At 47.2% G+C, this 23,099-nt stretch carries 16 protein-coding genes; 3 read left to right on the top strand and 13 right to left on the bottom strand.

The window, feature by feature from the left end; genetic code table 11:
• Window positions 1-60 precede the first annotated feature (60 nt).
• Together BGP75_RS08435 and BGP75_RS08430 are read left to right on the top strand one after the other, a co-directional pair.
• The gene (locus BGP75_RS08435; protein WP_076717548.1) at window positions 61-3,642 is read left to right on the top strand and encodes an acyl-[ACP]--phospholipid O-acyltransferase; all 3,582 of its coding nucleotides are present in this window, start codon (window positions 61-63) and stop codon (window positions 3,640-3,642) included.
• 325 nt (window positions 3,643-3,967) lie between these two features.
• The gene (locus BGP75_RS08430; RefSeq protein ID WP_076717546.1) at window positions 3,968-4,798 is read left to right on the top strand and encodes a PEP-CTERM/exosortase system-associated acyltransferase; all 831 of its coding nucleotides are present in this window, start codon (window positions 3,968-3,970) and stop codon (window positions 4,796-4,798) included.
• On the opposite strand, the gene BGP75_RS08425 is transcribed toward BGP75_RS08430, so the two are convergent.
• Window positions 4,770-5,609, bottom strand: coding sequence for a DMT family transporter (locus BGP75_RS08425; RefSeq protein ID WP_233152876.1), 840 nt, complete (start codon window positions 5,607-5,609; stop codon window positions 4,770-4,772). The genes BGP75_RS08430 and BGP75_RS08425 overlap by 29 nt on opposite strands.
• 248 nt (window positions 5,610-5,857) lie before the next feature.
• Between BGP75_RS08425 and ppc the strand changes: the two genes are divergently transcribed.
• The gene (gene ppc / locus BGP75_RS08420) at window positions 5,858-8,518 is read left to right on the top strand and encodes a phosphoenolpyruvate carboxylase (protein ID WP_076717543.1); all 2,661 of its coding nucleotides are present in this window, start codon (window positions 5,858-5,860) and stop codon (window positions 8,516-8,518) included.
• Window positions 8,519-8,652: 134 nt separating this feature from the next.
• Here ppc and BGP75_RS08415 read toward each other — a convergent pair whose 3' ends face one another.
• From BGP75_RS08415 to BGP75_RS08360, 12 genes are all read right to left on the bottom strand, one after another.
• Complete coding sequence (locus BGP75_RS08415) at window positions 8,653-9,108, bottom strand: hypothetical protein (RefSeq protein WP_198939297.1); 456 nt, start codon at window positions 9,106-9,108, stop codon at window positions 8,653-8,655.
• A gap of 116 nt (window positions 9,109-9,224) precedes the next feature.
• Window positions 9,225-9,551, bottom strand: coding sequence for a hypothetical protein (locus BGP75_RS08410; protein ID WP_076717541.1), 327 nt, complete (start codon window positions 9,549-9,551; stop codon window positions 9,225-9,227).
• Between the two features lie 27 nt (window positions 9,552-9,578).
• On the bottom strand, window positions 9,579-10,601 hold the full coding sequence (locus tag BGP75_RS08405) for a M35 family metallo-endopeptidase (protein ID WP_076717539.1): 1,023 nt from the start codon (window positions 10,599-10,601) through the stop codon (window positions 9,579-9,581).
• Window positions 10,602-10,874: 273 nt separating this feature from the next.
• Window positions 10,875-12,215, bottom strand: a complete 1,341-nt coding sequence (locus tag BGP75_RS08400; RefSeq protein WP_076717537.1) for a PAS domain-containing sensor histidine kinase — start codon at window positions 12,213-12,215, stop codon at window positions 10,875-10,877.
• Window positions 12,216-12,647: 432 nt separating this feature from the next.
• A complete protein-coding gene (locus tag BGP75_RS08395; protein WP_076717535.1) occupies window positions 12,648-13,238 on the bottom strand; it encodes a response regulator in 591 nt (196 codons plus the stop codon).
• 488 nt (window positions 13,239-13,726) lie between these two features.
• The gene (locus BGP75_RS08390; RefSeq protein WP_076717533.1) at window positions 13,727-14,500 is read right to left on the bottom strand and encodes an SDR family oxidoreductase; all 774 of its coding nucleotides are present in this window, start codon (window positions 14,498-14,500) and stop codon (window positions 13,727-13,729) included.
• A gap of 112 nt (window positions 14,501-14,612) precedes the next feature.
• On the bottom strand, window positions 14,613-16,502 hold the full coding sequence (locus BGP75_RS08385; protein ID WP_076717531.1) for a propionyl-CoA synthetase: 1,890 nt from the start codon (window positions 16,500-16,502) through the stop codon (window positions 14,613-14,615).
• A gap of 514 nt (window positions 16,503-17,016) precedes the next feature.
• Window positions 17,017-17,919, bottom strand: a complete 903-nt coding sequence (gene mmsB, locus BGP75_RS08380) for a 3-hydroxyisobutyrate dehydrogenase (protein ID WP_076717529.1) — start codon at window positions 17,917-17,919, stop codon at window positions 17,017-17,019.
• A gap of 165 nt (window positions 17,920-18,084) precedes the next feature.
• On the bottom strand, window positions 18,085-19,206 hold the full coding sequence (locus BGP75_RS08375; RefSeq protein ID WP_076717527.1) for an enoyl-CoA hydratase/isomerase family protein: 1,122 nt from the start codon (window positions 19,204-19,206) through the stop codon (window positions 18,085-18,087).
• A 100-nt stretch (window positions 19,207-19,306) separates the two neighbouring features.
• Window positions 19,307-20,098, bottom strand: a complete 792-nt coding sequence (locus tag BGP75_RS08370; protein WP_076717525.1) for an enoyl-CoA hydratase — start codon at window positions 20,096-20,098, stop codon at window positions 19,307-19,309.
• A 63-nt stretch (window positions 20,099-20,161) separates the two neighbouring features.
• Window positions 20,162-21,319 (bottom strand): acyl-CoA dehydrogenase family protein, encoded by a 1,158-nt coding sequence (locus BGP75_RS08365; protein ID WP_076717523.1) that lies wholly within the window; start codon window positions 21,317-21,319, stop codon window positions 20,162-20,164.
• 184 nt (window positions 21,320-21,503) lie between these two features.
• Entirely contained in the window at window positions 21,504-22,997 is a 1,494-nt protein-coding gene (locus tag BGP75_RS08360) for a CoA-acylating methylmalonate-semialdehyde dehydrogenase (RefSeq protein WP_076717706.1), read from the bottom strand.
• Between the last annotated feature and the right edge of the window lie 102 nt (window positions 22,998-23,099).

The following is a 23,099-nucleotide window of genomic DNA, read 5'->3' as shown; positions in this document are numbered from 1 at the left end:
CGCTATCTCAACTTCCTCTGCCTAGGATCAATTACTTCTCTAACCCAGCGGAGCGAAAACATGACTAACCTGCTGCGACTAAAAGGCTTTTTACCCTTTATACTGGTGGTTTTTTTAAATGCCTTTGTAGACCTTGGCCATAAAATCATCATTCAGAATACGGTATTTAAAGTTTATGATGGGCAAACTCAGATACTGTTAACTGCAGTGGTCAACGCACTGATTCTGCTGCCTTTTATCTTTCTTTTTAGTCCTGCTGGCTTTCTTTCTGATCGTTTTCAGAAACCGAAAGTTATTCGTGCCAGCGCTGCAATAGCCGTTGGATTAACACTGATGATCACTGGCAGTTATTACTTAGGTTGGTTTCAAGTGGCCTTTGCAATGACCTTTTTACTGGCAGTACAAAGCGCATTTTATTCTCCAGCCAAGTATGGGTATATCAAAGAATTAGCAGGGACTGAACGCTTAGCCTGGGCCAACTCGGTAGTCCAGGCTGTTACGATTGTGGCTATTCTTCTCGGGGTTTTTTCCTTCTCGGTACTTTTCGAAGGCTTTCTTGACTCGGCAAAACCAGGCGATGTATCCCAGATACTGACTCAGATTGCCCCTATCGGATGGGGCCTGGTTTTACTTTCCCTGCTAGAACTGATGAGTGCGATGAAGTTGCCGAAAGGCGATGCATTAGCACCCCGGAAAATGCACGTTCCTCAATCAGAAGCCTACCAAGCGCAAATACCTCAATCTAGCGTATTTGAACCCCAGAATGTTGCAAAAGACTCAGTTACGGAAACGTTCAGCTGGAGCAGTTATTTCAGCGGACGCTATTTAAAGCGTAATCTGACAAAGCTCTGGAAAAACCAGACTATCTGGTTATCAATCATCGGCCTTTCTGTTTTTTGGGGAATTTCTCAGGTGATTCTGGCAGCATTTCCTGCCCACGCCAAGATGAACCTGGGAATTGAGAACACCGTTATTATTCAGGGGCTTCTTGCCTGCTCGGGCATAGGTATTGTTTTAGGCTCAATATGGGCCGGTAAAGCCTCCAGACACCATATTGAAACGGGGTTAGTCCCATTCGGAGCTATTGGAGTGGTACTTTCAGTGCTCCTTATACCGCAGATGCAATCGACTTCAGCGATTGCCTTCAGTTTTATCTTATTGGGTATCAGTGGCGGTCTGTTTATTGTCCCGTTAAATGCATTAATTCAATTCCATGCGCCGGATAAGCATTTAGGCACCGTTTTAGCCGGAAATAACTGGATTCAAAACCTGGTGATGCTGGCGTTTCTAGGGCTTGCATTAGTATTTGCTTACTTTGGGGTCAACAGTTCAGGTCTCTTTCACTTACTGACTCTTACCGCAGTTATCGGTGCAATTTATACCATCAGCCGTTTACCCCAGTCTCTGGTCCGACTGGTGGTCAGCTTTATCTTTGCGGGACGATACAAAGTAGAAGTCTTGGGATTTAAAAATCTGCCAAGCCAGGGTGCAGTCCTTATGCTTGGTAATCATATTAGCTGGCTGGATTGGGCAATGATTCAGATAGCCTGCCCACGGCCGGTCAGATTTGTTATGGATCGCAACATCTATAGCCGCTGGTACCTGAAATGGTTAATGGATTTGTTCGGCGTCGTCCCGATAGCTCGCGGAAATAGCAAATCCTCTTTGGAAACGATTAATCAATTACTCAAAGATGGCGAGGTCGTATGCCTGTTTCCCGAAGGAGCCATCAGCCGAAACGGTCAACTGGGTGAATTCAAACATGGCTATGAACGTTGCGTTAAAGATGCGGATGGAAATCTGGTTGATGGCGTGATTCTCCCCTTCTACCTCCGCGGCTTGTGGGGTAGCCGATTCTCCCGTTCCAATGAACACTTGCAGGAATTACGCAGCGAAGGATTACGTCGGGATATCATAGTCGCATTTGGCTCTCCTATTCCGATGGATACCCAGACTTCGGAGTTAAAGCGACATGTCTTCGATCTATCAATGACCGCTTGGCAGCAACATACTCAAAACCTAGAATCATTGCCTGCCGCCTGGATAAACACTGTAAAAAGCAGCGGCCACAAGCTCTGTATAACGGATGTACGTGAAGGCCTTGCCCTCAATGGTTACAAAACCCTGACGGCAGCCATTGCTTTCTCAAAAGAAATCAGCCGTATCAGCCCTAATAAAGGTGCATTGGTTGAAAAAAATGTGGGATTGTTACTGCCGACCAGCAGTGCCGGTGTGATAGCCAATATGGCTGCATTACTTGCCGGAAAAACGCTGGTTAACCTGAACTATACGGCCAGTATCCCAGCACTGATATCTGCGACTGAAAAAGCTGAAATTCGCACTCTCTATACATCCAAAAAATTCCTTAAAAAACTGCAACAACGTGGATTAGATCTAGCGGAGCTGATAGCCCCCTTAAACGTCATTTACCTGGAAGATCTCGCAGCCCAAATCAGCCCGGTTCGCAAAGCGGCTGTATTACTGGCTGTGCGAATACTACCTGCCGCCCTGTTAAGGCAGCTATTTGTCAGCAGAACCTCCCCTCAACAACCAGCAGCGATTTTGTTTTCCAGTGGCAGTGAGGGTGAACCCAAAGGAGTGATGCTCAGTCATCAGAATATTATGGGCAATATCAAACAGGTCTCCGATGTGCTTGACACTCAGCAGGATGATCGCGTCATGGCAACCCTGCCTCTGTTCCATGCGTTTGGTCTGACCGTTACAGGATTAATGCCACTGATTGAAGGCATCCCGGCAATCTGTCATCCAGACCCAACCGATGTATTGAACATCGCAAAGGGCATTGCTAAACACAAAGCGACTATTTTTTGCGGCACTTCAACGTTTTTAAGATTGTTTAATCGCAACAATAAGATTCATCCGTTAATGCTCGATAGCCTGCGGATCGTAGTTGCTGGTGCTGAAAAACTGAACTCAGAGGTTAGAGATGCATTCCAGTTAAAATTCAACAAAACTATTTATGAAGGCTACGGAACCACCGAAACAACACCGGTAGCCAGCGTCAATATTCCCGATCGGATAGACAGCACTGACTGGCGTGTTCAAAAAGGCAGTAAATCAGGAACTGTTGGACTCCCACTTCCGGGAAGCAGTTTTCGTATTGTTGACCCTCAGACCTTTGAACCCCTTCCTTGTGGAGAAGACGGGCTTATTCTAATCGGAGGAACTCAGGTCATGCTTGGTTACCTGAACGATTTGGACAAGACCAATGAAGCGGTACTGCAACTTGATGGCCAGCGCTGGTACAGCAGCGGCGACAAAGGACATCTGGACGCCGACGGCTTCCTGACCATTGTCGATCGATACTCCAGATTTGCCAAAATAGGGGGGGAGATGATTAGCTTGGGCGCTATTGAAACTGCCATCAGCTCAGCTCTTGACGAAGAAGTGGAGATACTTGCTACCACAATACCTGATAGCAAGAAGGGTGAGAAAGTCGTTCTCTTGTTTAACAATGGCATTAGCGAGGAAGCGTTAAAGAGCCATATTCAGCAGACCGAACTTAATCCCCTGATGCGACCTGCTGCACTGATAGCTGTCGATGAAATCCCCAAGCTGGGTAGCGGTAAAAGTGATTTCAGACAGGCAAAACAGATCGCATTGGAACAGCTGGAGAATTAGAAATCCACTGATTACACTTAAAGTCAAAGCCCTTGGACTTTTTCAAAATTTCCCCAGGGGCTTTGAGGGATACAGAAATTCCACGCAAACAAATGTTCTCAAAAGGGTGAATTAGACGGATAGAGGCTCAATTGTGTTGACATGAAGCAAGGGCTGCAAAGAATTATTGTCACGATAAGCCTATTTTACTGCCCTTGCTGCTAATATTATTTATAATTCATTGATCTACCGTTTTTTGGAGTATTCTGGGAAACAATCAAGACCACATGCTGTTGAGGCTTTTTCAGACTCCTCCCCGTAGGGCCTCTCTCCGAGGGTATTAACAATGTCAGTGCGTCAGAAAGTAATCATGATGCTGGAGTTCACCAAACTCCATAAGAATTTCCAACGTTTCTTCCGCGTTGTACCGGCACTGACTGAAGAATTGGTTAACGAAGCCTATCGAGTTCGCCATTCAGTTTATTGTGAAGATCTTAAATGGGAAGCCGTTCGTGAAGATGGCTTCGAAACCGATGAATACGATAATCAATCCATGCACTGCCTGCTACAAAGCGTGCAAACCAATGAATTTGTTGGCTGTATACGAATGGTACACGGCAACCCCAGCGATCTCAGCGCCCCATTACCCTTCCAGATAGCCTGTGAAAAGACTCTGGACCCTGGCATTCCGGACCCAGAGCTGCAACAACGAAGGGCGATAGCGGAAGTATCCCGATTAGCCGTGATCGGAAAATACAGACGGCGACCTGATGAAAAAGATCGCGCCGTTAAGATTTCCGAAAGTGATTATGGAACCATCCACCGCCCTCGATTCCCCTACATCCCCGTAGGCTTGTATATGGGCATGTTAGAAATGTCCCGGCGAGCGGGTATAGATACGCTGTACATTTTGACCGAACCTTCTCTGGCAGGCCACTTTTGCAAACTTGGTGGTAAGCTCAATCCCATCGGCGGAGCAATTGAGCACAGAGGAACCCGTGCCCCTTATCAGATGAAGATATCCGAGGTTCTTAAAGGGATGAACATGCTGATGCGGCCACTGAACAAAGTGATTGTAAGAGACATTGAGCTGGCCTATAAAGAAGCAGAAGAACGTTCAGGAAAACCTATCATTTTTGCCAGGGACTTTATGCCAGCAGCAGTACCAGGACGCTAATGGCAATCAGCGCCATCCCCAGGTATTCATGTGTTCGGATTTTTTCCCGGAAAAAACGATGGGTAATAAGAACCACCAGTAGAAACTCTAATTGCCCCAACGCCTTAACATAGGCAACATTCTGTAAAGTCATCGCGGTAAACCAGCCAATTGAACCCAACGCACTGGACGCTCCGATAAACCAGCCGATTCGGCGGTGTTGCCATAATCCTTGAATCGTCCCAGGCGCCTTCAACAGCAGATAGACAGTCAGTATAACTGTTTGTAACAGCACCATATAACACAGAGTTAATGCGGCTCCGAGCAAATACCCCACCGCTAAGGAGAGGCTGGCTTCTCGTAACCACAGGGATGTAATTGCAAAACCAAATCCAGACCCCAGCCCAAGAATAATAGCCTTCCATTCCACAGGCTGTTTGCCGCGCCCCAGACTCATCGACCAGACACCCAGCACACCGACAACAACCACCGCCCAGCCAATAGCCGTTAACGGTTGTGAAAAAAACAAAGCGCCGCCAACAGCGGCATATAATGCCTCGGTCTTGGCAAATGTCGCTCCCACGGCAAAGCTCTTGCGTTGAAACAACTGAATCATAAAAACGGTTGCCAGAATCTGTGCTACTGCTGCACCACTGGCATAAACCAGAAAGCGATTTTCAAGTGCCGGTATTCCGGACTTAGAATAAGCCACAACAGCGATCAGATAGACCACAACCAGAGGCAAGCCATAAAGATAACGTGCAAGCGTCGTCGCCAACGCAGACATTTCTCCTGATAGCTGTTTTTGAGCTGCTGTCCGAAGTGACTGCATTAGAACAGCCAAGAGGGTAAATACGATCCATAATTCCATGGAGCAGCAGTGTACTGTAAATCGCCTAATCAACTCAGTTTTTACAGATTTTTTTTATTGTCCGGCTTCTATAGCCATGATTTTTAATAACATACTTGCATTTTACTGCGCTTTCACAGATAAATTGGTTATTAATGCTCTACTGCTAAAGGCGTTCTTGTCATTTATATGACAGCTACGCAGCCACAGTCCCAAAACCGGAATCGACCATGGAAGACTTGCAAGCCCCCCTACGTGACGATGTTCGCCTGCTGGGCCAACTTCTCGGCAACACGATCAGCAAAGATCAGGGACCAGAGTTCCTGGAAAAAGTTGAGCTGATACGCAACCGATCTAAAGCAGCCCGCAGTGGTGAAGGTAGCCAACAGGAGTTACTGGATGCGTTACGTGGCCTTCAAGAAGATGAACTGGTACCGATGGCACGAGCCTTCAGTCAGTTCTTAAATCTTGCCAACTTAGCAGAAGAGTATCATCGCGTCAGACGTCGTCGCAGTATGGTCGTCAACAAACCCGACCCTCATACCCTTGAACAAGTCTTTGAGGAAACCCTGCGCGAAGGCATATCTCCTCAAGCGCTTGCGGATAAAGCTGCAGAGCTGAAAATTGAACTGGTTCTGACAGCACACCCAACTGAGGTCAATCGCCGTACCTTTATTCAAAAATATGAAACCATGGCTCAGTGCCTATCCGAAATGGACCGTGTTCATCCCCTGAGTACACCGGGTGTCAACCTGAAAGAGCGTCTACAGCAACTGGTCAGTGAAGCCTGGTACACTCAGGAAATCCGGGAACAGCGCCCGACACCTATCGATGAAGCCAAGTGGGGGTTTGCAGTTATAGAAAACTCTCTATGGAAAGCTGTACCTCGCTTTCTGCGAAACTTTGATCGTGAACTGGAAAGAGTATCAGGCTGCCGATTACCACCTGAAGCGGCACCCATTCGTTTTGCATCCTGGATGGGGGGCGACAGAGATGGCAACCCCAATGTAACTGCTGCTGCGACCCGTGAGGTACTGATGCTTGCGCGCTGGATGGCTGCGGATCTGTTTCTTAAAGATATTGGGCAGTTACGACACGAGCTATCCATGGAACGTGCCAGCGATGAGCTGCGTGGACAGGTGGGGGGATGCAAGGAACCCTACCGAGAGCTGCTTCGACAAGTGCGCACGCGGCTTCAGGATACTCGCTCCTGGGCAAAAGAATGTCTGGATAATAATCGCCAAGATATGAAGAACGGCTCTGAACCGATGTGGTCAATTCCTGAAAGTGCCTATATTCATGATGATGACTTGCGTGACGCACTAATGATCTGCGACCGCTCACTGCGCGCCTGTGGCATGGATGAAATTGCTGATGGCTGTCTGCGGAATACCCTGCGCCGACTATCTTGCTTCGGGTTGACCTTAGTACGTCTGGATATCCGTCAGAATGCCGACCGCCATGCCCAAGTCTTTGATGAACTGACAAACTTTTACGGACTAGGCAGCTATCTGGACTGGAATGAAGCAGACAGGCAGAGTTACCTGCTGCAGGAGTTAAGTAATAAACGCCCGCTATTTCCAACGGGCTGGCAACCCAGCGCCGATGTGCAGGAAGTTCTCAACACCTGCAAAGTCATTGCTAATCAGGAACAGGCAGCCCTCGGAAGCTATGTGATATCAATGGCAGGGCAACCCTCTGATGTTTTGGCCGTTGCTTTGCTGTTAAAGGAAACCGGCATCGGCTTCCCTATTCGAATAGTGCCGTTGTTTGAAACCCTGTCTGACCTTGATGGAGCAGCAGACTGTATCGATGCACTGTTAAACATCGATTGGTATCGAAACTATACCGGAGGCCATCAGGAAGTGATGATCGGCTACTCTGACTCGTCAAAAGATGCCGGTGCACTGGCAGCCACCTGGGGTCAGTACCGGGCTCAGGAAGCATTAACCAATGTATGCCAAAAACATGACATAACCTTAACACTGTTCCACGGCAGAGGTGGCACTGTTGGTCGTGGCGGTGGTCCCAGCCATACTGCAATCCTGTCTCAGCCTCCCGGCTCTGTTGATGGCAGTCTCAGAGTAACAGAACAGGGAGAAATGATTCGTTTTAAGTTTGGTATGCCTGATATTGCCGTACGCAATCTTGAGCTATATGCCAGCTCCGTACTCGAAGCCAGTCTGGTACCACCCAGAACTCCAGCAGAGCCCTGGCGAAAACTGATGGATACACTGGCTCAAGAGGCACACCTGCATTACCGAAAGGTGATCTGGGAAGAGCCCAACTTCGTTCCCTATTTTCGTGAAATAACACCTGAGCAGGAGCTGGCAAAGCTCCCCCTGGGAAGCCGCCCAGCAAAACGACGCAAAGACGGTGGGGTTGAAAGCCTTCGGGCAATACCATGGATATTTGCCTGGACCCAAATACGACTGATGTTACCCGCATGGTTAGGGAGTGACATAGCCTTAGAACAAGCGCTGAATTCAGGAAACCGCAAATTACTTGAGGAAATGCTAGCAGAATGGCCGTTTTTCAGATCTTATGTGGATATGCTGGAAATGGTATTGGCTAAAGCAGAACCGGATATTGCTGAATATTACCAGAACCGTTTGGTCAGCCCAGAAAACAAAGAGCTTGGGGACCACCTCAGGGAACAGCTGATAAAGGCACAAAAGTTAATCACTCGACTGAAAAGGACTCCCCAGTTATTGATGGAAAATGAAACAATCCGTCAATCTATCGATGTCAGAAACCCCTATATCGATCCTTTACATTATCTCCAGGCTGAGTTGCTATACCGAGACCGCAACTGCCCTAACCCGGTTGTTGAGCTTGCGTTGATGGTTACCATGACCGGTATTGCCACAGGCATGAGAAACACAGGTTAAGGCTTAGCGACTGAGAATTGTTGTTCAAGAGCATGTGCGGACCAATAACTGAAGGGGGCTTTTATAAGCCCCCTCCCCAAAAAATACAGCCCCCCAAAACAGCCTCTTTTTACTGCCTGCTAAACTGATCAGAGTTAATCATCCAGCTGCACGATCCGAGTTTCCGGATCAACGATATAGCTACGCCCTTTTTCATCAGTAATCTTCAGTTTGCCACTAAAAAACGTTTTAGACATACACTCGATAAACACGTCCTGCACATCCGACTCCATCTCAGTGTCATAGTTAATATCGTAAACTTTCAGGGTCCAGAGTTCTTGACCACTATCCGGGTCAATAGCTGCAATATAACCACCATTTTGGGAAAAGCCACGCTCTTTCCCCCAATGAATAACTTCAAAACGCACCCCTTTTATAGTGACGGGATCAACCGAGGGTGGAGCCACACGCTTTGCTGTCAGACCTGAGGGTTCCGCATACGCTTGATTCATCAATCCGGTTGAAGTCGAAAACTGTAGCAAACTGACTATACAAAATAACAGCACCGGCACTAATCGTGATAGCCGGTGTTGTTGCATTTTTTTTAACATTCCCTTACTGCCTCGTCGGTATTTTTACCTTAACTATCAGCAAGACCACCCCTGTAAAACAAACCGGTAACCGTTATCGATTTGATTGCAGCTCCAACCTATCCATCGACTCAAAGTTACAGGGAGGTAACTGAAACCTCATCTGTATCCACTAGGTACTTACGGCCCTTTTCATCAACAATCTTCAGTTTCTTACTGAGAAATCCTTTTGACATTTTTGCAATAAAAACGTCTTGGACATCTTCTTCCATTTCAGGATCATACTCCGTTTTATATATTTGAAGAATCCACAGTTCATTACCACTAGCAGGATCAAAGGCGGCGATATACCCCCCGTTCTGTTCGAGGCCCCTATCTTTACCCCAGTGGACGGCTTCAATTCTGAGCTTACCGACGGTGACGGGTGCAATTTCTGGTGGCGCCACCCTTTTTGCTTGAAGCATCTTCTTAGCCCTCCCTTTAAAGGCCTCCTATTTCCATGTCTTTTGATAATCCGCTTTCGACAAATAACCCGCTAAGTCCGTTGCAAAATATCCCCAGCTATCGGCATTTTCCATGGTTTTTGCATACTTGAATGTAGTCTTGCTTGGTTTTAATCCCGCATGATCATAGCGATGATCCTGAGTACCCACACTAAAATGAGACAATTCATGAATGATGGTCAATGCACATAACCAGAGTTTACCGCTATTGCCAGTTAATCTGGTGAATGCCCCTTCAAGATAAATAATGGGGAATCCGCCACCTTCACCATTCCGAAAAGCCGCACCAAAATAGTCTTTCCGTGAAGAACGCCAGTCAGGGTAATCCGTGAATACCAGTTTGTCTGAATTGCAATCCTGAGCGATCTTCTTAAAGCCATCGGTCAACTTAGTGATCGTAGCATCCATTTTGTCATCGCCGGTGTCTTCATCAAAAAACCAACGCTTAACCAGTTTTTTGGTTGCCTCATCCTTCTTGCCCAGTTTTACCTTGGTATCTTCAGCAATTTTTCTTGCCAGCGCCAGCGCATTGCACATATGCGTCCGCTCTTTAGCTGAGAACACTTCCTTATTTTTTCTCAGCTTACTTTTAACCTGGCTTTCGGTGCCCTTAAGTTCATCATAAACCCAGGAAGAGTAGGCTTTTGGCGGAGAATACACCCACACCTGCTGACCGCCGCGATTTTGTTCATGATAGACATGACGAAGGAATTTCAGAGTAGCCGCCCGGTCATTGTGAGTCGCTTTAGCTTTGGCATTTTCCGCCGCATTATAAATAACATCCCCACAGTCGCCGCCAATAAAAAACGATACAAAAGCGCCATTTGAGTCCTTTTTTATCTTTTCTCTTACGCTATCTGAAGATGCGGCGTGGGTCTTTTCGAAGCCCGTATCTCCTATAAGCGCTTTTGCGCCAGACGTTATCGTTAAAAACTTGTGCCATTCCTTCTCATACTCTTCGGTTTGGAGAACACTCCGCGCCTTTTTATAAGCCTCTGTGAATTTTTTCATTCCTTTGTCCTCTGGAGTACAGCATACTCCTCAGGCAGATTGATAATAATAAGGCAGGCTGGTGTAAAGGTGCTGAGCCAGCAAACAGGCTGTTCTGCACTACTCAAGAGACGTTCTTTTACCTTAGAAGAACTCTATAAGCAGGCTGCAAAGAAGCACCAAAATCTTGCCCCTAAGTTAGTCTAGCAACAAATTTTCGAGTCGGTGGGAATTCGGACACAGATGTGCTGAAGAGAGTCTCTGGCACAAGACTCAGTCTTTAAGCCGGAACGATTAATAGCGGTGTATCGACTCAACAGTATAATCATCTTTCCCAGCTGATCCAGGCGCCATAGCAGCGCTGTTACGATTGTCTGCCACTCGGGGCAGTTCTACCCAAAAACAACTTCCAATCCCTTCAAAACTATAAACACCAATGTGTCCGCTCATCATCGTCACCAAACGCTGGGCAATAGATAAGCCTATTCCGGTTCCTTCTATTTCGCTTTGCTCGGCGCCGAGCCTGTTAAAAGGCTGAAACAACTGCCGCTGTTTCTCTGGTGATATACCGGGTCCGTTGTCCCCGACGGTAACTCGCAACATCTGCTGATTCACCGCATCGGCGAACAAAGTCACGACTCCCCCTTGGTTATTGTATTTAACAGCATTAGTAAGCAGATTAAGAAGTATTTGCTTTAGTCGGGTCCGATCCGCTTGTACCCAGCAACCGTCCAGATCACCCAATTGAATGGAAACACCAGCCTGATTAGCCGACAGGGCTACCAGGTCACAACATTCTGATACAACTTCAGCAAGCTTTATGGCTCCAACTGACAACTCGACGTACCCGGATTCAATCTTCGATAGATGCAGCACATCATTAATCAGATTCTTCAGATGCTTTGCTGCGTTGCAAATTTCTCCAACAGTATCCAACTGATCCTCATTCAATTGATTATCATGTTCCAGTACCTGGGCGAAACCAAAAATTGCACTCATCGGAGTACGTAATTCATGACTCATATTGGACATAAATTCTGACTTCATCTGACTGGAACGGGTAGACTCCAATTGCAGCTGCTTGGTGTTTGAAATGTCTGTTCGAATAAAAACGTATTGGTATGGACAACCCTCCTCCCTGAGAAAAGGAACGACGGTTAAAGCCGTCCAATATAGGTCGCCCTTTTTACTGCGGTCACAAACCTCCCCCGTCCATACTTTCCCTGCTCTGATTGTGCGCCATAAATCCTGATAAAAATCTGCTGGATGTACATCTGATTTTATTAGGCGATGGGTATTCCCCAGCAAATCATCAAGCTGATAACCACAACTCTGACAAAATTTGTCATTGGCGTAGATAATTTTTCCGGTCGCATCTGTAACGCTAACACTTACATGTTGGTTTAAAACCTGAAGTACAAGCTCTTTTTGATTAGAAAAAGCGCCTGAGACAGACTCTTCTAGAGGTTCTTTTTTCCTGCCAGGAGTGAGATTTTTTATAACAGTCTGCTCGCTAAGGCCGAGCGGTTGTTCCACTTCACATTGATGAGAATGGATATCCCCCCATACACCGGCCTGCTGATTGACCAGGGTTTTCTCTTGTTGAGCCTGCACCATCAGGTTATCGCTATTCATACTGCATTACCTCATGAGAAAATTATTGACAACATTCCTCAGTAAGCCAGCATCGTTTTCAGACAAGCTGGTTTTACCCTGCCCCATGGCTCTGGGTTGATTGTGACAATTAGAAATTACAGTAACTAAACTCTCAAACAATCTGATACCCCTCTCTTACCAGATTCAGAGAAACTCAGTCCAAACTGTTCAACACTTTACTAAGCAGCTATTGGGCCAATTCGATAAAGATCTACCCGATCAAAGCGCTTAGGGCGTCAGGCCGTTGGAAGTAAGAAGAAATACAGGAAAGAGTCTTTGCATTATGCCCAGTGGTTGCAAAATGCGAAAAAAATGAGTTCAAAAACCCCGTTAACATAAAGAAAGGAAAGTCAGCCCGGGTAGATCAAAGTCAGCGTCTGACTGTAAACAAGGGCCCATAAACAATGGTCATCACCATAGTTTGGCGGCAGTTGCCAGCATGGAAACCCGGTTTTCAAGCAGCTGCTTCAAATCATCAAAAGAAACAGGCTTCTGTAGTACCGTAATATTACTATCACGTAATCTCTTCACCTCTGCTGAATCGCTATCCATAGCGGTTACGACGATAATTCGATTTTCATCCAGATCTCCCTTGCTGCGAATGGCTTTTATCATCTCAGAGCCATCCATGGAGGGCATCATCAAATCGGTAATCAACAGATCAGGTTTCATCTCTCCCAGTTTAATCAATCCGTGATAGCCGTCCTTCGCCATATAAACTTCTACAGGCAGATTCCAACGCTCAAAACATTTACGATAAAACTTTCTCTGATGTGCCTGATCTTCAACTATAAGCAATTTAACAGAAGGCTTAACAAATCCAACCTGAACGTCTTGCTGATGCTTGAGTTTTTGAATTGACTCAAGGGAAATTCGTCGGTGCCCCCCTGGAGTTTTCCAGGCGGCCAACACTCCTTTTTCAACCCACAATTGAACGGTTCGTAGAGAGACATTCAGCATTTTAGCCGTCTCTGCACTGCTCAATACTTTTTTAGTGGTCATTTAGGGAACCTTCGAATAAGTCCATTATGTTCTCAGCGAGTTCTAGAATGGCTAAATGCACGAAAGACAGCGTAGCGGAATGACGAGTCCTTTCCAAGCGGTCTGCCAAAGCAGTTCGTATATTATCAATATTCTCATATTTTTCATTATTGAAAAATATCGATTCTGTCTTAATCGCGTCAAACCCACCTGTGCGTTAGGGAACCGATAAAATTAAATCGATAGTGCTCTCTGTGGGCTCTTGAACGGTCGGTTTGCCAGGAGAAATTGCAGAAGGGCTCAACCTAATAGCTGAGAACATCGCTACGAAGACATTAAACACGGACGGTAATTGCAAAACGGGTAGGAAAAAAGATGCTAAGGCAATGAGGGTAGCAAAATGACAGTACTATAAAATGACGGGACTATTAATAGAACCCAATAGGCGGGACTCGATCACCAGCGACCCGCCACTCCAGTCGGAAAACTCTGTACGAGTCAAAAAACAGTCAGATACGGAGACCTCCATCCATTTCTATTATCCGCCCGGTAAAAAAGTCATTCTCTATAATATAACGAGCACTATGAGCCAGTTCTTGCTGGGTACCCAGTCGCTTTAAAGGCACCACTTGCAACATCCGATCAATCGCTTCAGGCTTCATCTGCGCGGTCATATCCGTGGCAATGACTCCAGGCGCAATTCCTCCGACCCTTATTCCATAGCGGGCTAACTCACCGGCCCAGCTGACAACCATAGTAGCCACTCCAGCTTTTGTAGAGGAATAATTAGTCTGGCCCATGTTTCCTGCCCGGGAAACACTGGAAATATTAATAATCACCCCACCCTGCTCTTTCGTCTGAGGCTGAGTGGCCATAATGGCCGCAGCCTCCCGACCACAGAGAAAGGCTCCAGTAAGATTAACATCAACCACCGATTGCCATTGCTGATGCGACATCTTAGAGACAAGTTCACCATCCTTTACTTTGATCAACATACCATCACGCATCAGCCCGGCATTATTGATCAAGCCGTTAAGCTCACCAAAGTCACGCTTGATTTGCTGAAAGACAGCCTCCACAGATGGTTCATCCGTAATATCACAAAGGTAACTTCGGGCTTTGCCACCCGCCTGCTGACACAGGTCGACACTCTCAGACAGCTTGTTTTCATCAAGGTCTATCAAGGCCAATTGAGCACCAGTTGCCGCCAAATCCAGAGCCATGGCACGCCCCAGCCCCTGACCACCGCCAGTGATGGCAAATACTCTATTGTTTATTTCCATAGTGTAATCTCAGTAACCAGATCTTAGAGAACCTGTGAATAAGAGAGAACACAATGGACTTATTCATAGGTTCCTTAGCTTTTTGATAGTAATGAACGATAAGAACCGCCCCCTATCTACCAACCCCCGCGTTAGAGATAGTTTCTGTAATCTCCGACAGAATCGACACATCATCAATCGTTGATGGCATGTTGTATTCTTCTTTGTCGGCAATCTTACGTAGAATTCCTCTGAGTATCTTTCCTGAACGGGTCTTAGGTAATCGCTGAACAACGATGGCATTGCGGAAACAGGCAACCGCCCCTACTTCAGATCTGACCAGGTTAACCAGGTCCTTCTCTAAGGCAGCTTCTTCGATATTCGCCCCTTCTTTTAATACAACCAAACCCACCGGGATATGCCCTTTCAGTTGATCTGCAACAGCGATCACCGCACATTCAGCGACATTAACATTCTTGGCAATAACCTCTTCCATCTCGCCTGTGCTAAGGCGGTGGCCTGATACGTTAATTACATCATCTGTGCGGCCGGTGATGTAAACATAGCCATCCTGGTCCTTAAATCCGCCATCACCGGTATGATAATAGCCGGGAAAAGCCGTCAGATAGGATTGCTGGAAACGCTCGGGATTATTCCATATGGTTTGAGCAACCCCCGGCGGCATTGGCAGGCGCGCCACAATATTTCCGTGCTCACCATCTTTCAGCTCATTTCCATCGCCATCCACTACTTGAATATCAAACCCCGGAACGGGTACGCAGGTAGAGCCCAAACGAGTTTCTACCGGTTCAACCCCCATTAACGAAGCAGTCATTGGCCAGCCTGTCTCTGTTTGCCACCAATGATCAATAATGGGTACTTCAAGTAATTCCGATAACCAACTGTAGGTTGATGAATCCAGTTTTTCGCCTGCAACAAATAACCAGCGCAAACTCGACAGGTTGTAACCCTTACTGAGAGCCCCCTCGGAATCTTCTTTACGAATCGCCCGAAACGCTGTCGGCGCTGCGAACATGGAGTTAACACCATATTCAGAGATAACACGCCAGAAAGCACCGGCATCAGGACTTCTGACAGGTTTTCCTTCATAGAAAACCGCACTACAACCTCCCATTAGCGGTCCATAGACAATAAAGGAATGACCCACAACCCAGCCTATATCAGAGGCCCCCCACCAGACATCGCCCGCTTTCATGCCATAGACATTGCGTAACGCATACAGTAATGCCACTGCATGGCTACCATTATCCCTGACAATACCCTTGGGCATTCCGGTCGTACCAGAAGTATAAAGAATATAAAGAGGATCAGTGGACAGGACTGGCACACAGTCAGCAGGCTCAACCCCCTCGTGAGCCTCGAACCAGTCAATATCGCGTCCGGCTTGCAACTCCGCCTTGGCCATCGGACGCTGCAATACGATACAGCCTGAGGGTTTATGGGTGGCTAAATCAAACGCCTGGTCCACTAAGGGCTTATATTCAATAACTTTATCGAATTCGATACCACAGGACGCGGTGATCACCAGTTTAGGTTCAGCGTCATTAATGCGAATCGCCAGTTCATTAGGCGCAAATCCACCGAACACAACAGAATGAACAGCGCCAAGACGAGCGCAGGCCAACATGGCAACAGCGGCTTCAGGAACCATCGGCATATAGATCACCACCCGGTCACCCTTTTCGATTCCCTGTGCCTTGAGTACCCCTGCAAAATGCTGAACATCTTCCAGCAGTTGGTTATAAGTAATCGCTTTTTTACTGTTCGTGGCGGGAGAATCATAGTAGAGAGCAACCTGCTCACCCCGGCCACTTTCAACCTGATGATCAAGGGCCAGGAAGCAGGTATTCAGTTCTCCATCAGCAAACCAGCGGTGAGTTCCGTGATCAGCATCGGTTAAGATCTGAGTCGGCTTTTTATACCAGGCCAACTCATTCGACTGAGTTTTCCAAAACCCCTCTTTATCCTGAAGAGATTGCTGATATTCCTGCTGATATCCCATGATTCTTTCCCCTTGTTGTTATTCTGATATGAACGGGCAAGCACATGCATAATCGTTTGCTTTGATCCTGCCGGTTTGATTAAGGCATCAAGTCTGAAAATCGACTTGTCTTTTCCTGTCAATTATCAAGTTCAGTAGAATTTCTTTAATGCAATCATTCGAAATCCGAACACTCAACTCTGTCTATAATTTTTAATCAGCATATGACTGGTTATCGTTTACGTAAAGTTACGAATTGTAACAGCTGGAAACAGTCATCCAGCAAAGACCGGGAGTTAGAAACCACTGTAAGTATTAAGTTAAACGACAATGAATCAGCAACCCTTTATGACAAAATATTGTCAGTAGAGTTTGCTGACTGAGGTGCATCAGACTTCCGTATGTCAGGCAACTCAATCGGATCAAGACCAGATGTTCTATACTGACTCTGGTCTTAATATCTGGACTTTATCCCAGCTGCTCGCGGATAAGCTCAATAACTACTCAGCGTACCCAGCGACTCAAAGATGGATCTTTAGCCCTGGGAGTCACTCTTGGAATTGTATAGCCGGAAGATACTAGAGAAATCCAGACCACCATTCCCCTTCGCCTGATGCAAATTAAACAGTCCACGGGCTGCGGACCCCATAGGAACCGGAGAACGGCTGGCCTGACTGTTATCCATGGCCAGTCCCAGGTCTTTGCACATCAGGTCAACCATAAAACCACCCTCGTAGTCATTGGAGGCCGGTACGCCATCCATAACCCCCGGTACTGGGTTGTAAACCTGAAGCGCCCAGTTGTTTCCTGAACTTTTCGACATTATTTCCGATAAAACTTTGGGATCAAGTCCGTTGTTTATCCCCATATTAAGCGCTTCTGAGGTACCGGCCATCAATACCGCCAGCATCATGTTATTGCAAGCCTTGGCAACCTGCCCAGCCCCACTGCCACCCGCATGGAAGATATTTTTCCCCATGCAATCGAGAATAGGTTTAGCCTTGTTGAACGCCTCATCAGTGCCGCCCACCATGAAGGCCAGTGTTCCGGCAACAGCACCACCAACACCGCCGGAAACAGGAGCATCGATAAACTGTATCCCCCGCTCTTGCGCAGCTTTAGCCATTTCCTTAGCCGTTTCAGAGTCAATGGTGCTGCTGTCAATCACCAGACAATCCTTAGCGACTTTATCCAGCAGTGCATCCTTGGTTACCAGCACGCTTTTCACATGGATACCGGCTGGCAGCATGGTGATCAAAAAATGTGCTCCATCAACAGCAGATGAAGCTGATTCTGCCGAATGCGCTCCTGCTTCCACGGCATGCTCAACGGCGGGCGCTGATAGATCAAAAACTGAAACCTCATGACCAGCTTTAACCAGATTGGCAGCCATAGGACCACCCATATTGCCTAAACCAACAAATGCTATTTTTGCCATGGTGTTCACCTTGTTATTCTGTTCCGTTTAACTTTCGATCGACCGATATTCAGATCAGCAAAAGCACTTGCATGACCCCTACGGTTAATCAATCCAATTGTGAGCTGGCTGTAGCCAGATTTCATTGCTCTGAAACCCGTAACAAGACCAGCCTGAAACGAGTCTTTACATATCAGTCAGTGGGTGCTTCTGGTTCTGCCAGGGGCTGATAAACAAACTCTCAATCCACTTATAATCGACTTGTTCCAGAGACTTAAAACGCCAATCCGGTTTACCATCTTTATCAATCAGCAATGCCCGAACCCCTTCTGCCATTTCCCCCGCTTTTGTGCAGTTGACTGACAGGTCCAACTCCGAAATAAACACTTCTTTCAGAGACAGGTGACGTCCTCTCTGAAGTTGTTGGAAGATAGTTACCATCGAAACGGGACTGCCCCCTTTAACAGCCCCCTGAGCCTTTTGTAGCCAGCGGTCATCTGTTTCAAGCGTCAGGATCGCGTTAACAATGTCACTAAGCTCATAGTGATCCATCAACGAGTTGATCTGTTCAAAATGCTTAAGAACATTAGATTCCGGCAGTGCTTCCATAGAATCTTGTTCCAGTTGGCGCAGAGCGGTGTTAACACCGTGATGGAGCACTTCAAGAGATCTCTCATCAGCTGTTGCCCAGTCAGTACCGCACAGCATCTCAATAAACAGTTTTTTCTTCTCATGAATAACGAAGCGGTCACCCAGGCCGACATAGCGAGCGTCCGCTGCATTCATGGCACTGGCCGTTAATCCTAAAAACAGACCCAGTCGACCTGGCATTCGGTTAAGAAACCAGGTTCCTCCTACATCAGGATACAGACCAATACTAACTTCAGGCATGGCAATACGAGAAGATTCCGTAACAACACGGTAGTTGGCACCAGACATCAAGCCCAGACCTCCACCCATTACGATACCATTACCCCAGCAGACAAAAGGTTTGCTGAATTTATGAATGGCATAATCCAGCTGATATTCCTTGGTGAAAAAAGTTTCACAGAAACCTTCCTCGCCTTCCCCGGTCATCCCCATGTAGAGGTTGCGAATATCACCACCTGCACAGAAGGCTTTATCTCCTGCGCCATCAAGTAAAACACAGGCAACGGAGTCATCAGCCTCCCACTCCTGCATTTTGGGTAACAGGATTTCAATCATCTCAAGGGTCAGGGCATTAAGGCTCTTTTCAGAATTGAGCGTTACCTGAACGATCTTCTTACCGTTGTTAGCACTATGCTCAGAGAATAAAATCGGGCTCATTGTTGTTCCTGCACTTTTTGTTCTTGTCTATATCAGACCACGAAAAGAAAAGATGGAGCCCCCAAACGGTGCTCCGAGAAGCTGTCACTGCAAAGCAAATCTAGCAGTTCTTCCATTCAGGTTTACGCTTTTGTAAAAATGCCTGAACGCCTTCTTTTTGGTCCTCGCTGTGGAACAGATCAGCAAACAATTCCCGCTCCGGTGACAATGCTGCCGCTATAGGTCCACTGCGACCCATCTGAATCAATTTTTTACAGGCAGCCACCGAGGTAGGGCTTTGTTCTGCAACTTTCTGCGCCATTTCTACGGCTTTAGTCAGCGCTTCGCCCTTCTCTACAACTTCCTCAACCAGGCCTATTTCCAAGGCCTTGGCAGCATTTACCCGTTCACCGACAAGAATCATCCGCTTAGCCCAGCCTTCACCAACTAACCAGGAAAGATTCTGTGTACCTCCGGCACAGGGTAACAGGCCAACTTTGGCCTCCGGGAGAGCCATTTGTGATTGCTCCTCCACAATGCGGATATCACAGGCAAGTGCGACTTCCAGCCCCCCTCCCATGGCGAAACCATTGATGGCAGCAATAGAAACTCCGCGAAACTCGCTTAACGTTTCAAAAGCCTCGCCAAAGTAACGGGACATATTACGCGCAACGCCCATATTTCCTTCAGCAAACAGATTCAGATCAGCCCCTGCAGAGAAGAATTTTTCTCCTTGACCAGTCAAAACCAGACTATAAATATCCTTGTCTTCATTAAGTTCCAGCACCAGTTTCTTCAGTGCTTTCAAACTCTCTTCCGTCCAGGTATTGGCGGGAGGGTTGTTCATCGTTACAACCGCCACATGGCCTTGCTTCTCTACCAGCAGTTTTTCACTTGTTGATTGCACTATCATTGGCTGCTCTCCTGTATTGGTAGCCTGATTCTGTTTATCTTGGCGTAATAGGGCTGAAAATAATTACAACAGCTCACTGGCGCCGTCGCTCAAGAGACGACGAGCAATAATCACCCGCATAATCTCATTGGTTCCTTCCAGGATCTGATGTACCCGGGTATCACGAAGGTGTCGCTCCATGGGATATTCTTTGATATAACCGTTCCCGCCATAGATTTGCAGAGCCGCATCACAAACCTGATAACCAACGTCCGTAGCGAAACGTTTCGCCATAGCACAATAAGCTGTTTTATCAACATCCTGATTATCCAGTTTAAAAGCAGCCAGACGCACCATCTGACGGGCAGCAACCAGCTCTGTAGCCATATCCGCCAGCTTGAACTGCAAGCCTTGAAATTGCGCCAGTTGCTTGCCAAATTGTTTGCGTTCCTGCATATAAGCAGCAGCGCTGTTCAGGGCCTGTTGAGCGGTACCAATAGAGCAGGTCGCTATATTAATCCGACCACCATCGAGTCCTTTCATGGCTATTTTGAAGCCATCCCCTTCGCCGCCCAGCAGGGCAGAAGCGGGAACCCGAACACTATCAAAGGTGATCATCCGGGTAGGCTGGCTGTTCCAGCCCATTTTCTCTTCTTTTCGGCCGTAACTAATACCATCAGCTCTGGCATCAACAGCAAATGCAGAGATCCCTTTGGCACCATCAACTCCTGTGCGGGCCATGACTACCAGGACATCGGTATCACCTGCACCAGAGATAAAAATTTTGCTGCCAGTGAGCAGATAATCATCACCATCCCGCTTTGCGGTTGTCTTAAGCGATGCAGCATCAGAACCTGCATTTGGCTCAGTCAAACAATAGGATGCCAGCTGTTCACCGGTAACCAACGATGGACACCATTGCTCGATAGTACCGGGATGACCGAACTCACCGATCATCCAGGTCGCCATATTATGGATGGTGATAAATGCAGTCGTTGAGGTACACCCCATGGACAGTTGCTCAAAAATAACACTGGCATCCAGTCGTGACAGCCCCATACCGCCGGCAGACTCGGGAGTGTATATACCACAAAAGCCCAACTCTCCGGCCTTCTTAATTACATCTTTTGGGAATATATGCTGAGCGTCCCATTCAGCAGCATGAGGTGCCAACTCCTGCTCGGAGAATGCACGGGCAGCATCGGCAAACGCCACCTGATCTTCGGTCAGATTAAAATCCATAAGCCTTCCCTTCTATTCACACTATTGCCCCGTCTTGCTCAACTACCGCAAGCATTGTTGCCATTATTAATGTTGCAGCCTTCACAACCACCCTTGTATGCCTCGGCCAATATTTTCAGCGACACTATAGCTCAGGGACATCAAATACCGGTGAATAGCGTGGACCATCCACCGGTATATACCTTTACTTCAGATTGATACTCATATTGGGACCACTGTGGATGTCATCCTCAAACCAGCGCGCAGTAACCGTCTTGGTTTCCGTGTAAAACTTAACCGCCTGCTTACCATAAGCATGCTGATCACCGTAGAAAGACTTTCTCCAACCGGTAAATGAGAAGAATGGCAGAGGCACAGGAATTGGCACATTAATACCCACCTGCCCCACTTTGATCTCATGCTGAAATTTACGCGCAGCCGCACCAGAAGCCGTAAAGATTGAAGTGCCGTTGCCGTAAGGACACTCATTGATAAGCTCAATTGCCTGTTCCAGCGTATCAACCTCGATTGCGATAAGTACGGGGCCGAAAATCTCATCAGTGTAGATGGTCATATCTGTGTTAACACCACGGAACATGGTCGGTCCGACCCAGTTACCGTCTGGACAGCCTTCAACGACGCATTCAGTACCGTCCAAAATACATTCAGCTCCCTGATCCTTGCCCGCCTGAATATAATTCAACACTCGTTGCTTGGCCTGAGGACTGATCAGCGGACCATATCCAGCTTCTGGATCATCCCACTTCCCTGGACGTACTTTAGCAAGTGCGTCGCGAACTTCTGGAATCCACTCACGGGTTTCTCCAACAAAGACTGCCACAGAGATAGCCATACAACGCTGACCACCTGCACCAACTGAAGCACCTACGATATTGTTGATCAACTGATTCTTCTGGGCGTCAGGCATCACAACCATATGGTTCTTGGCACCCGCAAACGCTTGTACCCGCTTCATATTGTCTGTACCAGTGCGGTAGATATGCTCACCCACGGGAACAGATCCAACAAAGGAAATGGCCTGGATATCAGGATGAGTCAGCAACTTGTCTACCTGTTCCTTGGCACCGTGAACAACCTGCAACACCCCTTTTGGCACACCGGCTTCTACCAGCAATTCTGCCAGGCGAGTCGGTGTTTTAGGGTCCTGTTCAGAAGGCTTAAGGACAAAGGTATTACCGCAGGCGATAGCCAGAGGGAACATCCACAGGGGAATCATGGCTGGAAAGTTAAATGGGGTGATACCGGCACAAACACCCAGTGGCTGAGTGTAGCTATAACTGTCAATTTTGCGGGCTACGTTCTCAACAGTCTCCCCCATCACCAGACTTGGAATATTACAGGCGTGCTCTACAACTTCTATTCCACGCCATACATCACCTTTGGCGTCTTCAAAGGTTTTGCCGGTTTCTTCAGCAAGAATAGTCGCTATTTCATCATGATGCTCTTTAAGTAATGCCTGGTAACGCAACATCAAGCGAGCGCGTTCAGAGACAGCGACTTCTTTCCAGTCTTCAAAAGCTTCCTTAGCGCTGGCAATAGCGCTTTCCATTTCTGCGTCAGTCGCACAAGGAACCTGAGCAATCACTTCCTGAGTGGCTGGGTTTGTTACCGGAATCAGTGTAGTGGATTCACTTTGTACAAAAGCGCCATCGATAAACAGTGGAATCTGCTGGGTCATGCCTTCACCTCCAATTTTATTGTCAGTTCGGGCATACCGCCCGTCTATAGTTGATTTAAGCATAGTCGCAGATCAATCGGGATTGATTAAATTGCCTTAATG

Source organism: Motiliproteus sp. MSK22-1, from assembly GCF_001968815.1.
In the GTDB taxonomy this organism is placed as follows: domain Bacteria; phylum Pseudomonadota; class Gammaproteobacteria; order Pseudomonadales; family Balneatricaceae; genus Motiliproteus.
Note: the sequence above shows the minus strand (reverse complement) of the source record. Positions and strands in the feature narration are given on the sequence as shown.

Excerpts from the sequence above, each read along its gene's own strand:
- BGP75_RS08410 (WP_076717541.1), bottom strand. The coding sequence starts at position 9,551 with ATGCTTCAAGCAAAAAGGGTGGCGCCACCAGAAATTGCACCCGTCACC.
- BGP75_RS08405 (WP_076717539.1), bottom strand. The coding sequence starts at position 10,601 with ATGAAAAAATTCACAGAGGCTTATAAAAAGGCGCGGAGTGTTCTCCAA.
- BGP75_RS08390 (WP_076717533.1), bottom strand. The coding sequence starts at position 14,500 with ATGGAAATAAACAATAGAGTATTTGCCATCACTGGCGGTGGTCAGGGG.
- BGP75_RS08395 (WP_076717535.1), bottom strand. The coding sequence starts at position 13,238 with ATGACCACTAAAAAAGTATTGAGCAGTGCAGAGACGGCTAAAATGCTG.
- BGP75_RS08435 (WP_076717548.1), top strand. The coding sequence starts at position 61 with ATGACTAACCTGCTGCGACTAAAAGGCTTTTTACCCTTTATACTGGTG.
- BGP75_RS08415 (WP_198939297.1), bottom strand. The coding sequence starts at position 9,108 with ATGTTAAAAAAAATGCAACAACACCGGCTATCACGATTAGTGCCGGTG.
- BGP75_RS08375 (WP_076717527.1), bottom strand. The coding sequence starts at position 19,206 with ATGAGCCCGATTTTATTCTCTGAGCATAGTGCTAACAACGGTAAGAAG.
- BGP75_RS08400 (WP_076717537.1), bottom strand. The coding sequence starts at position 12,215 with ATGAATAGCGATAACCTGATGGTGCAGGCTCAACAAGAGAAAACCCTG.
- ppc (WP_076717543.1), top strand. The coding sequence starts at position 5,858 with ATGGAAGACTTGCAAGCCCCCCTACGTGACGATGTTCGCCTGCTGGGC.
- BGP75_RS08365 (WP_076717523.1), bottom strand. The coding sequence starts at position 21,319 with ATGGATTTTAATCTGACCGAAGATCAGGTGGCGTTTGCCGATGCTGCC.
- BGP75_RS08430 (WP_076717546.1), top strand. The coding sequence starts at position 3,968 with ATGTCAGTGCGTCAGAAAGTAATCATGATGCTGGAGTTCACCAAACTC.
- BGP75_RS08370 (WP_076717525.1), bottom strand. The coding sequence starts at position 20,098 with ATGATAGTGCAATCAACAAGTGAAAAACTGCTGGTAGAGAAGCAAGGC.
- BGP75_RS08360 (WP_076717706.1), bottom strand. The coding sequence starts at position 22,997 with ATGACCCAGCAGATTCCACTGTTTATCGATGGCGCTTTTGTACAAAGT.
- BGP75_RS08425 (WP_233152876.1), bottom strand. The coding sequence starts at position 5,609 with ATGCAGTCACTTCGGACAGCAGCTCAAAAACAGCTATCAGGAGAAATG.
- mmsB (WP_076717529.1), bottom strand. The coding sequence starts at position 17,919 with ATGGCAAAAATAGCATTTGTTGGTTTAGGCAATATGGGTGGTCCTATG.
- BGP75_RS08385 (WP_076717531.1), bottom strand. The coding sequence starts at position 16,502 with ATGGGATATCAGCAGGAATATCAGCAATCTCTTCAGGATAAAGAGGGG.